This is a genomic window from Acidovorax sp. SUPP2825, assembly GCF_030158995.1.
In the GTDB taxonomy this organism is placed as follows: Bacteria; Pseudomonadota; Gammaproteobacteria; order Burkholderiales; family Burkholderiaceae_C; genus Paracidovorax.
On the sequence record NZ_BQXK01000006.1, the window covers coordinates 129,612 to 143,923 of the forward strand.

Annotated in this window: 16 protein-coding genes; 7 read left to right on the top strand and 9 right to left on the bottom strand. The window is 69.0% G+C overall.

Annotated features, from left to right (window positions below; genetic code table 11):
- Positions 1-59: 59 nt before the first annotated feature.
- The 4 genes from AVAK2825_RS09755 to mnmG are packed head-to-tail and all read right to left on the bottom strand — an operon-like array spanning position 60 to position 4,199.
- On the bottom strand, positions 60-830 hold the full coding sequence (locus AVAK2825_RS09755) for a ParA family protein (RefSeq protein WP_284397247.1): 771 nt from the start codon (positions 828-830) through the stop codon (positions 60-62).
- Between the two features lie 22 nt (positions 831-852).
- Positions 853-1,467: a LysE family transporter gene (locus AVAK2825_RS09760; protein WP_284397252.1), complete on the bottom strand. Its 615-nt coding sequence runs from the start codon at positions 1,465-1,467 to the stop codon at positions 853-855.
- Positions 1,468-1,497: 30 nt separating this feature from the next.
- Positions 1,498-2,196 carry a 16S rRNA (guanine(527)-N(7))-methyltransferase RsmG gene (rsmG, locus tag AVAK2825_RS09765; RefSeq protein WP_284397256.1) on the bottom strand — a complete coding sequence of 233 codons (699 nt, stop codon included), beginning with the start codon at positions 2,194-2,196 and terminating at the stop codon, positions 1,498-1,500.
- Positions 2,193-4,199 (bottom strand): tRNA uridine-5-carboxymethylaminomethyl(34) synthesis enzyme MnmG, encoded by a 2,007-nt coding sequence (mnmG, locus tag AVAK2825_RS09770; RefSeq protein ID WP_284397259.1) that lies wholly within the window; start codon positions 4,197-4,199, stop codon positions 2,193-2,195. The genes rsmG and mnmG overlap by 4 nt, the downstream gene beginning before the upstream one ends.
- Positions 4,200-4,432: 233 nt before the next feature.
- Here mnmG and AVAK2825_RS09775 point away from each other — a divergent pair, with 233 nt between their 5' ends.
- The 3 genes from AVAK2825_RS09775 to gstA all read left to right on the top strand — a co-directional run bounded on the left by AVAK2825_RS09775 (position 4,433) and on the right by gstA (position 6,071).
- The gene (locus tag AVAK2825_RS09775; protein ID WP_284397262.1) at positions 4,433-5,029 is read left to right on the top strand and encodes an NADPH-dependent FMN reductase; all 597 of its coding nucleotides are present in this window, start codon (positions 4,433-4,435) and stop codon (positions 5,027-5,029) included.
- A gap of 85 nt (positions 5,030-5,114) precedes the next feature.
- Positions 5,115-5,423 carry a YkgJ family cysteine cluster protein gene (locus tag AVAK2825_RS09780; protein WP_284397263.1) on the top strand — a complete coding sequence of 103 codons (309 nt, stop codon included), beginning with the start codon at positions 5,115-5,117 and terminating at the stop codon, positions 5,421-5,423.
- Positions 5,424-5,462: 39 nt separating this feature from the next.
- Positions 5,463-6,071 (top strand): glutathione transferase GstA, encoded by a 609-nt coding sequence (gstA, locus tag AVAK2825_RS09785; protein ID WP_284397266.1) that lies wholly within the window; start codon positions 5,463-5,465, stop codon positions 6,069-6,071.
- Positions 6,072-6,115: 44 nt separating this feature from the next.
- On the opposite strand, the gene AVAK2825_RS09790 is transcribed toward gstA, so the two are convergent.
- The 3 genes from AVAK2825_RS09790 to tauA are packed head-to-tail and all read right to left on the bottom strand — an operon-like array spanning position 6,116 to position 8,890.
- A complete protein-coding gene (locus AVAK2825_RS09790; protein ID WP_284397269.1) occupies positions 6,116-6,985 on the bottom strand; it encodes an ABC transporter permease subunit in 870 nt (289 codons plus the stop codon).
- Positions 6,986-6,993: 8 nt separating this feature from the next.
- Positions 6,994-7,815: a taurine ABC transporter ATP-binding protein gene (locus AVAK2825_RS09795; protein ID WP_502870523.1), complete on the bottom strand. Its 822-nt coding sequence runs from the start codon at positions 7,813-7,815 to the stop codon at positions 6,994-6,996.
- A gap of 40 nt (positions 7,816-7,855) precedes the next feature.
- Positions 7,856-8,890 carry a taurine ABC transporter substrate-binding protein gene (tauA, locus tag AVAK2825_RS09800; RefSeq protein WP_284397271.1) on the bottom strand — a complete coding sequence of 345 codons (1,035 nt, stop codon included), beginning with the start codon at positions 8,888-8,890 and terminating at the stop codon, positions 7,856-7,858.
- 364 nt (positions 8,891-9,254) lie between these two features.
- Here tauA and AVAK2825_RS09805 point away from each other — a divergent pair, with 364 nt between their 5' ends.
- From AVAK2825_RS09805 to AVAK2825_RS09820, 4 genes are all read left to right on the top strand, one after another.
- Complete coding sequence (locus AVAK2825_RS09805) at positions 9,255-10,379, top strand: alkene reductase (protein WP_284397273.1); 1,125 nt, start codon at positions 9,255-9,257, stop codon at positions 10,377-10,379.
- 98 nt (positions 10,380-10,477) lie between these two features.
- Positions 10,478-10,783, top strand: coding sequence for an NIPSNAP family protein (locus tag AVAK2825_RS09810; protein ID WP_272566289.1), 306 nt, complete (start codon positions 10,478-10,480; stop codon positions 10,781-10,783).
- Between the two features lie 121 nt (positions 10,784-10,904).
- Complete coding sequence (locus AVAK2825_RS09815) at positions 10,905-11,282, top strand: hypothetical protein (protein ID WP_284397278.1); 378 nt, start codon at positions 10,905-10,907, stop codon at positions 11,280-11,282.
- Complete coding sequence (locus AVAK2825_RS09820) at positions 11,273-11,884, top strand: hypothetical protein (protein ID WP_284397281.1); 612 nt, start codon at positions 11,273-11,275, stop codon at positions 11,882-11,884. The genes AVAK2825_RS09815 and AVAK2825_RS09820 overlap by 10 nt, the downstream gene beginning before the upstream one ends.
- 197 nt (positions 11,885-12,081) lie before the next feature.
- Here the strand turns inward: AVAK2825_RS09820 and AVAK2825_RS09825 are convergent, their stop codons facing one another.
- Positions 12,082-13,518 (bottom strand): sensor histidine kinase, encoded by a 1,437-nt coding sequence (locus AVAK2825_RS09825; RefSeq protein ID WP_284397285.1) that lies wholly within the window; start codon positions 13,516-13,518, stop codon positions 12,082-12,084.
- Positions 13,515-14,234, bottom strand: coding sequence for a response regulator transcription factor (locus tag AVAK2825_RS09830; protein ID WP_284397288.1), 720 nt, complete (start codon positions 14,232-14,234; stop codon positions 13,515-13,517). The genes AVAK2825_RS09825 and AVAK2825_RS09830 overlap by 4 nt, the downstream gene beginning before the upstream one ends.
- Positions 14,235-14,312: the final 78 nt, after the last annotated feature.

Genomic DNA, 14,312 nt, shown 5'->3' on the forward strand with positions numbered 1-14,312 from the left:
CAAAGAGGACAATGAATCCGCCGGCATGGGGGCGATCTGGCGCTAAAACCCGCTGCGGCCTACATGCGCTTGACGCGCTTGACCATCTCGCGGGCGAAGTCCACGAACGCCTGGCTGCCCTTGGCGGACGGGTCGAACACCACGCCGGGCAGGCCGTAGCTCGGTGCCTCGGCCAGGCGCACGTTGCGCGGGATCACCGTGTTGAACACCTTGTCGCCGAAGTGGTCCTTGAGCTGCTCGCTCACCTGGCTTTGCAGCGTGATGCGCGGGTCGAACATCACGCGCAGCAGGCCGATGATCTGCAGGTCCTTGTTCAGGTTGGCGTGCACCTGCTTGATGGTGTTGACCAGGTCGGTCAGCCCCTCCAGCGCGAAATACTCGCACTGCATGGGCACGATGACGCCGTGGGCGCAGCACAGGCCGTTCAGGGTCAGCATGCTCAAGGACGGCGGGCAGTCGATGAGGATGAAGTCGTAGTCCGCGTCCACCTCGGCCAGCGCTGCCTTCAGGCGCCGCTCGCGGTGCTCCAGCGCCACCAGTTCGACCTCGGCGCCGGCCAGTTCGCGGTTGGCGCCCAGCACGTGGTAGCCGCACTTTTCCGACAGCACGGCCGCCTCCTTGACGGAAGACGACTCCAGCAGCACGTCGTACACCGTCAGCTCCAGCGCGCGTTTGTCCACGCCCGAGCCCATGGTGGCATTGCCCTGCGGGTCCAAATCGACCATCAGCACCCGCTGGCCGATCTTGGCCAGCCCCGCGGCCAGGTTGACGGAGGTCGTGGTCTTGCCCACCCCGCCCTTCTGATTGGCAATGCAAAAAATCTTGGCCATGACTGCTTTCGTTTCGCGGAAATTATTTGGAGAGGGCCAGCTTGATGCCGAAGCCGATGAGGAAGACGCCGGCGATCTTTTCCAGCCCGCGTGCAATCTTCGGGTTGTCGCGCATGCGCTCGGCCAAGCGGTGGGTCAGCAGCACGACGACGAGGCCGTACAGGAAGGTGAGCACCGCGATGGTGGCCGCCATGGCGCCGAAGGTCAGCAGGCCCTGGTGGCGGGCCGGGTCCACGAACAGCGGGAAGAACGCCATGTAGAACACGATGGCCTTGGGGTTGAGCAGCGTGATCCACGCCGCCTGCTGGAAGTACTGCCGGGGCTCGATGTGGAGTACCGGTTGGCCGCCGGGCCGGGCGGTCAGCATCTTGAAGCCCAGCCACGCCAGGTAGGCCGCGCCCAGCCACTGCACGGCATGGAAGGCCGCCGGGTACGAGGCCAGCAGCGCGGCGACGCCCGCTACCGCCATCCACATCAGCACCTGATCGCCGGCCATCACGCCCAGCGTGGCGGCCAGGCCTGCGCGCACGCCGCCCTTGCTGGTGGAGGTGATGAGCGCCAGGTTGCCGGGGCCGGGAATGGCGAGGAACAACACGATGGCTGCGACGAACGCGCCGTAATCTGCTACGCCAAACATGAAAGCCCCCCGAAAACTGGAGGAGCGAGTTTAAGCGACGGCCGGCGGCGCACCCGCCGGGCGGCGCATCCAGACGATGCAGCGCTCGGCATCCAGGCCGGGCACGGCGAGAGGTTCCACGTGAAACACCTGCACGCCCGCCGGCAGCGCGGCGATCTCGTCCTCGGGCCGCTTGCCCTTCATGGCCAGCCACACGGCGTGTCCTGCCATGGCGCCGCTCGACCAGGTGGTGAAGTCCGGCAGCGAGGCGAAGGCGCGGCAGCTCACCAGGTCGTACGGCCCGGCCAAGGTCTCGACCCGGGCGTGGATGCCGTGCAGGTTGGGCAGGCGCAGCGTCACGGCGGCCTGCTGGATGAACGCCGCCTTCTTGGCCACGGTGTCCACGCAGCTCACGTCCAGGCTCGGGCAACAGATGGCGAACACCACCCCGGGCAGCCCGCCACCCGAACCCACGTCCAGCAGCCGGGGGGGCAGCGCGGGGTTGGCATCCAGGTCCCCCGGCACCTGCGCCAGCTGGCGGCGCAGCGGCGGCACCGCCGCCAGGCTGTCCAGCAGATGGTGGGTGAGCATCTCCTGCGGGTCGCGTACGGCCGTCAGGTTGTAGACCTTGTTCCACTTCTGCAGCAACGCCAGGAACTCCATCAACTGGCCAATCTGGGCGCTGCCGAGCCCCAGCCCCAGGGCCTGCGCGCCTTCGGCCAGCGTGTCCTGCAACGCCTGCGCGTTCATGCGGGCACCTCCGCTGCCGCAGGCGCGGTGCTGAAGCCCTTGAACCCGCCCTTCTTCAAATGCACCAGCAGCAGCGAGATCGCGGCGGGCGTCACGCCCGAGATGCGCGAAGCTTGGCCCAGGGTTTCCGGACGGTGCTTCTGCAGCTTCTGGCGCACCTCGATGGACAGGGCCGGCACCTGCAGGTAGTCCAGCTCGGCCGGCAGGCGCAGGGTTTCGAAATGGGCGGCGCGCTGCACCTCGTCCTTTTGTCGGTCGATGTAGCCGGAGTATTTGGCGGCGATCTCCACCTGCTCCACCACCGGGCCGGCCAGCTCACCGAGTGTTTCACGTGAAACGTCCGGCGACGCCAGCCGGCCACCGTCCATGCCCATGAGCGTAGCGTAGTCCACTTCCGGTCGGCGAAGCAGGTCGAACAGGTTGTATTCGTGCTCGATGGCTTTGCCCAGCACCCGCGCCGACTCCTCGGCCGGCAGGCTGCGGGGGTTCACCCACGTGGCCTTGAGACGCTCTGTTTCACGTGAAACCGCATCGCGCTTGCGGCTGAAGGCATCCCACCGCGCGTCGTCCACCAGACCCAGCTGGCGGCCGGCCTCGGTCAGGCGCATGTCGGCATTGTCCTCGCGCAACTGCAGGCGGAACTCGGCCCGGCTGGTGAACATGCGGTAGGGCTCGGTCACGCCCTTGGTAATGAGGTCGTCCACCATCACGCCCAGGTAGGCCTCGTCCCGCCGCGGCAGCCAGGCGCCGCCGAAATCGTTGGCCTCCCCCTTGATCTGGCGGCACTGCAGCGCGGCATTGATGCCGGCGAACAACCCCTGCGCCGCGGCCTCTTCGTAGCCCGTGGTGCCGTTGATCTGACCGGCGAAGAACAATCCCTGCACCTGCCGCGTCTCGAACGTGCTCTTGAGCGAGCGCGGGTCGAAATAGTCGTACTCGATGGCGTAGCCGGGGCGCAGGATGTGCGCGTTCTGTAGCCCCGCCATGCTGCGCACCAGGTCGTACTGGATGTCGAACGGCAGGCTGGTGCTGATGCCGTTGGGGTAGAACTCGTGCGTGGTCAGGCCTTCGGGCTCCAGGAAGATCTGGTGGCTGTCCTTGTCGGCGAACCGGTTGATCTTGTCTTCCACGCTCGGGCAGTAGCGCGGGCCGACGCCCTCGATCTTGCCGGTGAACATTGGGCTGCGGTCGAAGCCGCTGCGGATGATGTCGTGCGTGCGCTCGTTGGTGTGGGTCATCCAGCACGGCACCTGGCGCGGGTGCATCGCCGCCCCGCCGTGCGCATGCGCCATGAAGCTGAACACCGGCACCGTGCCCTCATTCACGCCGCCGGGCATGCCGTCGCCGGGCTGCTCCTCGCATTGGGAAAAGTCGATGCTGCGGCCGTCGATGCGCGGCGGCGTGCCGGTTTTCAGGCGCCCCTGCGGCAGCTTCAGTTCCTTCAAGCGGGCCGACAGGCTGGCAGCCGGCGGGTCGCCCGCCCGGCCGGCGGCGTAGTTGTTCAGGCCCACATGGATCTTGCCGTCCAGGAAGGTGCCGGCGGTGAGCACCACCGTGCGGCTGCGAAACCGCAGGCCCACCTGCGTGACGGCGCCCACCACGCGGTCGCCCTCCACCATCAGGTCGTCCACCGCCTGCTGGAACAGCCACAGGTTGGGCTGGTTCTCCAGCATGCGGCGGATGGCGGCCTTGTACAGGATGCGGTCGGCCTGCGCGCGCGTGGCCCGCACGGCCGGGCCCTTGGAACTGTTGAGGATGCGGAACTGGATGCCACCCTCGTCCGTGGCCAGCGCCATGGCACCGCCCAGCGCATCCACTTCCTTGACCAGATGGCCCTTGCCGATGCCGCCGATGGAGGGGTTGCAGCTCATCTGCCCCAGCGTCTCGATGTTGTGCGTGAGCAGCAGCGTGCGCTGGCCCATGCGCGCGGCGGCCAGCGCGGCCTCGGTGCCGGCATGGCCGCCACCGACGACGATGACATCAAATTCCTGGGGGTACAACATGGGACTGCTCCGGGGCCCCGCGGGGCCGTTCATCGATTCGATCGCCGCCGCAGGGCGCGGGGCGTGCCCGGCAGGAACGGCGCCGAAGGCCGGCCCTGGCAGGCTGGAAAACCCGTGATTTTCCCACTTCGGGCCCGCCCCTGCCACCGGTGCTGTTTCACGTGGAACAGGTGCCTTGCGACAACGGATTTCTTGCAGGTTTCCTGCCCGGTCGGTGTGCTTCAATCGCGGCCATGCAAAAACTCCTCGTCTTCGCGGGCAGTACCCGCCAGCAATCGTTCAACCGCCGTCTCGCCCGCGCCACCGCCGACATCGCGCGCGATGCCGGGGCCGATGTGACGCTGCTTGAACTGTCGGACTTCGACATCCCCATGTACAACGCCGACCTGGAAGCCGCCGGCACCCCGCCCGACGTGCTGCGCCTGAAGGCCGCGCTGGACGCCCACCCGGGCTGGATCATCTGCTCGCCCGAGTACAACGGCAGCTATACCGCCCTGCTCAAGAACACCATCGACTGGGCCTCCAGCCCCGTGGCCGGCCACCCGGTGTGGAGTGATGGCACCCGCCCCTTCCGCGGCAAGGTGGTGGGCATGCTGAGCGCTTCCAACGGCGGCCTGGGCGGCCTGCGCTCGCAGAGCCACCTGGCGCCCCTGCTCATCAACCTGGAGTGCTGGGTGGCCCCGCAGTCCTTCGCCCTGGGCCTGGCGGCCAGCGCCCTGGACGACCAGGGCACGCTGGCGCACGAGCCGCACCGCCAGCGCGTGCGCGCGGTGGTGGACCAGGTGCTGTGGGCGGCCGACCGGCTGGCCATTCCGGGCCTGCCCGCTTGAGGCAGGCCACCCAGGGATATGGCCCGAACGGTGCCGCACCGCAATATCCACTAGGGCATTTAGCTATTATTTCGATAGCAAATCAATGGCAGATGCAGTCGTGACGGCCTGCCGGCCCGGCTGCGGCGCCTGCTGCACGGCCCCCTCGATCACCAGCCCGATCCCCGGCATGCCCCAGGGCAAGCCGGCCGGCGTGCGTTGCATCCAGCTGGACGATGCGCAGCGCTGCCGCATCTTCGGCCACCCGGAGCGCCCGGCCGTGTGCGGCTCGCTGCAGCCCGAGCCGGCCATGTGCGGGCCGGACCGGGCCCACGCCCTGCACTACCTGGGCCAGCTGGAGGCGGTCACGCGCCCGGCGCCCCCGCCTTCAGCGGCCTCGGCCGCTTCCGGCTAGCATGCAGAGCTTGTCCAACACCACACCTTCGGGTCATCCATGAAGCTCTACTACAGCCCCGGCGCCTGCTCGCTCTCCCCCCACATCGCCCTGCACGAAGCGGGCCTGGCCTTCACTCCCGTGCTGGCCAGCACCAAGAGCCACAAGCTGCAAGACGGCACGGACTACTACACGATCAACCCGCTGGGCTACGTGCCCCTGCTGGAGCTGGACGACGGCACCCGCCTGCGCGAAGGCCCGGCCATCGTGCAATACATCGCCGACCAAGCCCCTCTCAAGAACCTGGCCCCCGCCAACGGCACCCTGGCCCGCTACCGCCTGCAGGAATGGCTGACCTTCATCGGCACCGAGCTGCACAAGGGCTTCAGCCCCCTGTTCGGTTCGTCCACGCCCGAGGAATACAAGACCACCGTGCGCGAAAAGCTCCTGTCGCGCCTGCAGTGGGTGGACAGCCAGCTCGACGGCAAGGAATGGCTCATGGGCGAGCATTTCTCGGTGGCCGACGGCTACCTGTTCACCGTCGTGGGCTGGGGCAAGGTGGTGGGCCTGGACACGTCCCACCTGACCCACCTGTCGGCCCACCACGCCCGCGTGGGCGCCCGCCCTGCGGTGCAGGCGGCCCTCAAGGCCGAAGGCCTGCTCAAGTAAGCCAGACCAACGGCGGGGGTCGGGCGTGCCTTCGGTGCCTGGATTCAGGCACGCCCCTTCCACGGCACCAGCCGCGCCTCGGCCCAGCGCACGGCCAGGTCGAAGGACCAGGCCACCAGGCCGATCACCAGAATGCCCATCACCACCAGGTCGGTGCGCAGGAAGTTCGAGGCGTTGAGCACCATCTGCCCAACGCCCACGGTGGCGGCCACCATCTCGGCCGCCACCAGCGTCGTCCAGCCGAAGCCCAGGGCGATGCGCAGGCCCACCAGGATCTCCGGCAGCGCCGCCGGCACCACCACATGCCACACCACCTGCAGGCGGCTCGCACCCAGCGAGGCCGCGGCATTGAGCTGCTCGGTGCTGGCGCTGCGCACGCCGGCCTTGGCCGCCAGGGCGATGGGCGCGAAGCACGCCAGGTAGATCAGCAGCACCTTCGAGGCTTCGTCAATGCCCAGCCAGATCACGATGAGCGGCAGGTAGGCCAGGGGCGGCAGGGGCCGGTAGAACTCGATCGGCGGGTCAAACACCCCGCGCGCGATGCGGCTCACCCCCATGGCGATGCCCACCGGCACGGCCGTCACCGCGGCCAGGGCAAACGCGCCGAACACGCGCAGGGCGCTCCACTGCAGGTGCACCCACAGGGGCTCGCCGCCCTGGATCCGCCCGTGCCAGGCATCGGAGAACGCCCGCGCCACGGCGCTCGGCGCAGGCAGGAACAGCGGCGGCACCCAGCGCCAGTGCGTGGCGGCCCACCACAGGCCCAGCAGCGCCACGACGCACAGGGCGCTCAAGGCCTGGCTGCTGCCCGCACCGGGCCGCAGGAAGGGCGACACGGGGCGCACCGTGGCCGGATCGGGCTCCGGGACGGCGGGCCGCCGCGCTGCGCCCTGCGGGGCCACCGGCTGACCCATTACCCCACTCATGCCCCCGCCCCCACCGGCCCGGGCACCCCGGCCTGCGGTCCCACCCAGTCCAGCACCCGCTCGCGCCAGGCAATGAAGTCCGGGCTGGATTTCACCGCGCGCGCCGCCTGGCCGCCCAGGTGGGCGCGGTTGAACGCCAGGGCCTGCTCGCGCACAATGCGGCCCGGGCGGGGCGACATCACCACCAGGCGCGAGGCGAGGAACAGCGCCTCCTCCACGTCGTGGGTGATGAAGAAAATGGTCTTGCCCGTGCGCTGCCACAGCCGAAGCACCAGTTCCTGCAGCGATTCGCGCGTGAAAGCGTCGAGCGCGCCCAGCGGCTCGTCCATCAGCATCACGTCCGGGTCGCTGGCCAGCACGCGGGCAATGCCCACGCGCTGCTGCATGCCGCCCGACAGCTGCCACACGGGCGCCTGGGCAAACGCCTCCAGCCCCACCAGGGCCAGCGTCTCGGCTGCCACCGCCCGGCGCGTTCCACGTGGAACACCGCGCAGCCGCAGGCCCAGCGCCACGTTGTCGATCACGTTGAGCCAGGGCATCAGCGCATGCTTTTGGAACACCACGCCGCGTTCGGCCCCCGGCCCGCGCACCACGCGCCCGCCCAGCGCGATGTGTCCCGCCGAGGCCGGCGTGAATCCGGCAATGCAGTTGAGCAGCGTGGTCTTGCCGCAGCCCGATGCGCCCAGGGCGACGACGAATTCGCCCGCGGCGATGTCCAGGTCCACGCCGGCGAGCGCCAGCACCGGCGCGGCCCCGCGCGCCCCGGCGTAGCGAACGCTCAGGCCGCGGATGACCAGATCGCCCGCGCCATGGGCCACAGGTGGCAAGGCCGCAGGGTCTTCGCCCGCGGCCGGCAGGCTACTTCGCACGCTGCACCCAGGTGGGGTTCACGCCCACCGAATAGTCGGGCAGCACGGCCTGGATGGTGCCCTGCTCTTTCAGGAAGGCGGCCGTGGCGGCCAGCGACTGCGCCGCCACCGACTGCACGCCGCCGCCCAGCCATTTCGGCGAGGCCTGCTCGGCCGGCGGCACGAAGGCATACAGCGACAGGCTGGCAGGCACCGTGGGCGCCTCGGCGCCGGTCCACTTCGCCACCGCCTTGACCTGGGGCGAATCGGCCGTCCAGGCGGCCTTCTGGGCCGTGTATGCGCGGTCAGCATCGGCCAGCACCTGCACGAACTGGGTCAGGAAGGCGTCGTGCTCGCGCGCGAACGGCTTGGACACGGCCAGCGCGTCGAACGTGGCCTTGCCGGTCTGCGCGGCGATCTGGCCCGAGGTGGCGATCACCGTGCCGCTTTGCTTGGCCTTGGCCAGCACCGGGTCCCACACGAACGTGGCGTCGATGTCGCCGCGCTCCCACGCCGCCAGGATCTCGGGCGGGCGCAGGTTCACGATCTTCACGCCCTTGGGGTCCACGCCCGCCGCCTGCAGCGCCACCAGCGTGTGGAAGTGCGTGGTCGAGACGAGCGGCAGGCCGATCTTCTTGCCCTTCAAGTCCGCCAGCTGCTTCACGCCCGAGCCGTTGCGGGCCACCAGGGCCTCGGCCTCATGGATGTCGTCCAGGATCCAGAACACTTCGATGGGTACGCCCTGCGACAGCGCCGAGGCGAACGGCGAAGACCCCGCCTCGCCGATGTGGATCGCACCGGAGGCCAGTGCGCGCACCACCTCGGCCCCGCTGCCCAGCTTGCGGTAGGTGACCTGGTAGCCCGTGCGCTTTTCGACCTCCCGGGTCTCCTGCGCATAGCGCCACGGCACGACCATGTCCTGGTAGCCGATCACCACCTCCTTCTTGCCCTGCGCCCCGGCCGCCGCGCAGAACAAGGTGGCGCCCAGCAGGACGGAAAGGCCGCGCACGGTGGCCCTGCGGGTGGCGGAGAACGGGGAATGCATGGGGGGTGCCTTGGAGCAAAAGAAAGGGGCGCCCGCAACGGGCAGCCCCTAGGGCGCAGAGTGCGCGGGCCGGGCCGTCGATGGGCCCTTGCACAAAATTCTAGGAACCGGCCCCCGCGCCGCATGCGCCCGTTTCGCGCATCGATATCCGGAAAACGCATCAGCGCGCCGCAGCACGCCTGCGGCGCGCGGGGGCGCCACTGCCGCTAGCACAGTCGGCAAATCCTTGGGGTCGCCAGTGCACTGCAGCCTTCGGGAAATGGCGGTAAGTTCGTGTCCCTGGCTTGGAACGGGTCTGGCCCCGTGCCACCCCGGAGCCCAGGCCCCGTTTTTTCCCTGTCCCTCCAAAGAAAGCACCCTTGTCATGACGACTCTCTTCGATCCGGTCCAGGCCGGCGATCTGCACCTGGCCAACCGCATTGCCATGGCGCCGCTCACGCGCAACCGCTCGCCCGAGGCCATCCCGAAGGACATCACGGCCACCTACTACGCCCAGCGCGCCACCGCCGGACTGCTCATCACCGAAGCCACCGCCATCAGCCACCAGGGCCAGGGCTATGCCGACGTGCCGGGCCTGTACGGCACCGAGCAGCTCGATGGCTGGAAGCGCGTGACCGAGGCCGTGCACGCACGCGGCGGCAAGATCGTGACCCAGCTGTGGCACGTGGGCCGCATCTCGCACAACGACCTGCAGCCGGACGGCGGCAAGCCCGTGGCCCCATCGGCCATCACCGCCAAGTCCAAGACCTACCTGGTGGACCGTGCAACCGGCAAGGGCCAGTTCGTGCCCACGTCCGAGCCCCGCGCGCTCGATGCGGGCGAGCTACCCGGCATCGTGCACGACTACGCCGCCGCCGCGCGCAACGCGGTCGAGACGGCGGGCTTCGACGGCGTGGAGATCCACGGGGCCAACGGCTACCTGCTGGACCAGTTCCTCAAGACCGGCGCCAACCAGCGCACGGACGACTACGGCGGCAGCATCGAAAACCGCGCCCGCCTGCTGCTGGAGGCCACGCGCGCCGCGGTCGATGCCATCGGCGGCGGCAAGGTGGGCATCCGCCTGTCGCCCGTGACGCCGGCCAACGACATCGCCGATGCCGATCCGCAGCCCCTGTTCGACTACGTCATCCGCCAGCTCGCACCGCTGGGCCTGGCCTACATCCACGTGATCGAAGGCGCCACGGGCGGCCCGCGCGAAGTGGAAGGCCGCCCCTTCGACTACGCCGCGCTCAAGGCCGCCTACCGCGCGGCCGGCGGCAAGGGCGCGTGGATGGTGAACAACGCCTACGACGGCGCCCTCGCCACCCAGGCGGTGGCCAGCGGCGATGCCGACATCGTCGCCTTCGGCAAACCCTTCATCTCCAACCCCGACCTGGTCGAGCGCCTGCGCCAGAACGCACCACTGAACGCCTGGGACCAAAGCACGTTCTACGGCGGCGGCGAGAAGGGCTACACCGACTACCCCACGCTGGCGGAAAAGGCCGCCTGACGCGCGCCGCAGCGTAAAGTGCCCGCTGGCACGGCCCGCCACGGCTCCGAAGGCCCGGCGGGCTTTTTTTCGTCCCCCCTTTTTCACGGCACCTCCCCATGGTTACCTGCTACCTGCGCTACGTCATCGACCCCCACCAGCTCGCCGAATTCGAGCACTACGGCAAGCTCTGGATCCCGCTGGTGGAGAAATTCGGCGGCCAGCACCACGGCTATTTCCTGCCGTCCGAAGGCGCGAACAACATTGCGCTGGCGCTGTTCACCTTTCCCTCGCTGGCGGCGTACGAGACCTACCGCGCGCAGTCGATGCAGGACCCGGAATGCCTCGCCGCCTTCCGCTACGCGCAGGAAACTCGCTGCATCCTGAGCTACGAGCGCAGCTTCTTCCGGCCCGTCTTCGAATGATGGGTGCGAAGCTTGATATTTAGTTACGTCATCTTGCAATTTTGAAGACTGCGTGCATCCAAACCTATTTATATTTCGTTCCGCTTGACAGAATTCAAACGCATTCAAAGGAAGGTTTTCCATGTCCAACGCCGTTCCCAAGGGCGACGCTGCTGAAAAATCGCAGGATGAACTCAGGGCGATGATCGAATCGTTCTTCCGGTTCGCTAATGTCCAATTGAACTGGGACGGCACCGTCAACGACGGCGTGGCCCTGGTTTTCCACCAGATGCTGTTGGCAACCGCCAAATGTTCCAACGCGATGTCTTTCGTTCCCCGCCCCGCAGGAGGGCCCCCTTCCGTGCTATGGCTTGCCACCCAATTGGCAGCCATGGGCTACCGGAACATCGAGAACAAATTCAACTTGGCTTGTGCCAGAAAAGCCATTGGCAATTTCCGCTCCCCTTTTGAAATGGCATCCACGGGCATCGCGGCCCTGATGTTCATGCCATGCGCCTGAAGCCGCTTCTTTTCTGCGCACTGCTGCATGCATCGCTGGCCGGCCCCGCCTTCGCCAGCGAGAAGGGCATGCTGGAAGACCGCGATTGGCCACCCTACCAGCGTTGCTCCGGATGCGTGGCCTTGCAGTACGGGTGGCTGGAACTGAAAGTTCCCCAGCATCTGGTGGGCAAGTTCTTCGTACCGCCGGCGGGCGACCCTTTCATCGCTTTCGCGCCCACTGAAAATGGCTTGCTTGACGGCCCCCTAATTCAACTGAAGGAGTTCACCAAACTGCAAGAGCTTTACCAGAAGCTCGGCGTGCTGGAAAAGCATGGCATCCAGACACCGCTGGCGTTCTACGAATTGCTGGGGCAGGCCAATTTGGGCGACCCCGTGATCGACCGGGCCCGCAAGGTCGAGGGCGTTGCGAATTCAGTGCGCTACGAGAAGTTTTCCAAGGGCCCCATCACCGCGATCCGCATCCAGGACATAGAGCCCAGCCGGGATCTTCTGTACATCTTTACCCCCGATCCCGAGCACTACTACATGGTGTCCGGGCGCTTGTCACCCGCGCTGTTCAGGCAACTGATGTCGCATCTGAAAGTGGTCAAGTTTCCCTGATCTGTAGGGGTGGAGGCTGCGCGCATCCCGGCACAGCCGCTGCACTCACCAAAATCGCGCGAGGAACTCAAAGCCATGATGAACTGGAGCGTCACCATGAAAGACGGCGTGGCCCTCGTGTTCCACCAGATGCTGTTGGAAACCGCCAAATGTTCCAACGCGATGTCTTTCGTTCCCCGCCGACGCGGGCACTGCACTCACCCAGCGAACACCAGTCGCACGCAAAGGCCTTCGCCCTGCGGCCCAGGCTCAAGCGCCAGGCGCACGCCCAGCAGTTCGGCGTAGCGCGCCACGATGGCGAGCCCCAGGCCCGCGCCCTGCCCCAGGCGCTCGCCCTCGCGGCCCTGGGCCCAGCGCTGCAGCAGATTGGTGCGCTGCGCGGCCGACAGGCCCGGGCCGTTGTCGACCACGGCCAGCACGGTGGCTTCGCGGCCATCGGCCGTGGCCTCGCGCGAGATTTCCACGGTCACGCGGGGCCGCGTGCCGGCGCCTGGGCGGCCGTAGCGCAGGGCGTTGTCGATCAGGTTGCCCAGCACCCCTTCGATGAGCAGCGGCTGGCCCTGCACGACCACGGGCTGCTCCAGGCCGGTGGCGCCCAGGTCCACGCCCGCCGCATCGGCGCGGGGCAGGAAGCGCAGCACGGCGTCGCGCGCCAGCTCGTCCAGGGCCACGGGCTGGCGCGGCATGGCGCCGCGGGCCTCGTCGGCCAGGGCCAGCGCGAGCAGCTGGTCCACCAGATGGCTGGCGCGGGCCTCGCTGTCGGCAATGCCGGCCAGTTGCTCGCGCCACACGGCGGGGTCCCTGTGGGCCAGGCCGTAGCCCGCCAGGGCGCGGATGCCCGCCAGCGGGGTGCGCAGTTCGTGCGCCACGTTGCCGGCGAACTCGCGCTGCGCGCGCACCCCCTGCGCCACGCGCGCCAGCAGGTCGTTCACCGCGGCGCCCAGGTGCTGCACGTCGCGGGTGGAGGCCTCCACGGGCACGGGCGCCAGGTCGCGCGCGTCGCGCCGGTCCAGCGCCTGCTGGAACGCGGCCAGGGGCTGCAGGTCGCGCTGGATGGCGCGGCGCAGCCACACGGCCAGCGCCACCAGCAGCAGCAGTTGCGACACGCCCGAGTACAGCAGCACGCTGCGCAGCATGGCGCTGCGGCTGTGCACGGTCTGCGCGGTGACGACCTCGAACGGCAGGGGCTCGCGCACATCGAGCCGCACCGCGCGCAGCGCCCGGCCACGGAACTGGATGTCGGAGAACCGGTAGGCCTCGTCGCCGCGCGGCGGCGGCACCGGCATGCCGCCGGCGTTGCCCGCCAGCATGGAGCCATCGGGCCGCAGCACCGCGAAGTACACCGTCTCCACCTGGTCGAACAGCACGGCCTTGACCTCGCGCGAGGTGAGCGCGAAATCGAGCGCGTCGCCCTTGGCGCGCACATTGGCGGCCACCGCGTAGGCATCGTCGAGCAGCGAGCGATCGAACGCGCGCTGGGTGAAGGCATTGGCCAGCAGCACCGAGCCGGCCGTGCCCACCAGCCACGTCAGGCCCAGCGGCACCAGAACGTGGCGCAGCAGCCGCGCCTGCAGCGAGCGCGGCTCGCGCTGCGCCGGCGCCGGCGGGGGCGAGGGGGGGTTGGTGGCGGTCATGGTGCGCCGGGCCCGCCCGCCTCGGGCTCCACCATGTAGCCCAGGCCGCGCAGCGTGCGGATGCCCGCGCCGCTGCCCTGCAGCTTCTTGCGCAGGCGGGAGATGAAGGCCTCCAGCGCGTTGTCGCCCAGGGCCTCGTCGAAGTCGGAGAGCTTGTCCGACAGGGTGCGCTTGCTCACCACGCGCCCGGGCGGCGTCATCAGCTCCCACAGCACCTCGAATTCGCGCGCGGGCAGTTCGGCCGGCGCGCCGTGCAAAGTGAAGCGGCGCGCCCGGCGGTCCAGCACCAGGGCGCCGACGGCGGCGCGGTCGTCCGCGCCCAGCGTGCGCCGGGCCAGGGCGCGCAGGCGGGCCTCCACCTCGGCCAGATCGAAGGGCTTGCCCAGGTAGTCGTCGGCGCCGGCATCCAGGCCGGCGATGCGCTCCTCGGTGCGGTCGCGCGCGGTGAGCACCAGCACCGGCGTGCGGTCGCCCCGGGCCCGAGCCGCGCGCAGCACCGTGAGGCCGCTGGCCGTTGCACTGGTGAGGGCACTGCCCGGCGGGCCGCCCTGCGGCAGGTTCAGGTCCAGCAGCACGGCATCGAAGGGCTGCACGCTCCAGAAGTGGTGCGCCTCGGCCACGCTGGCGGCGGCATCCACGCGGTGGCCCGCATCGGTCAGGCTGCGCAGCATCACGCCGCGCAGCACGTCATCGTCTTCCACGACCAGGATTCGCATGGGTTGGGGCTGGGTTGTTGGGCGGCTGTGCGGTGCGTCGGGGCAAGGGGTACGCAGTTTCCGCAGTCCCGAGGTCAG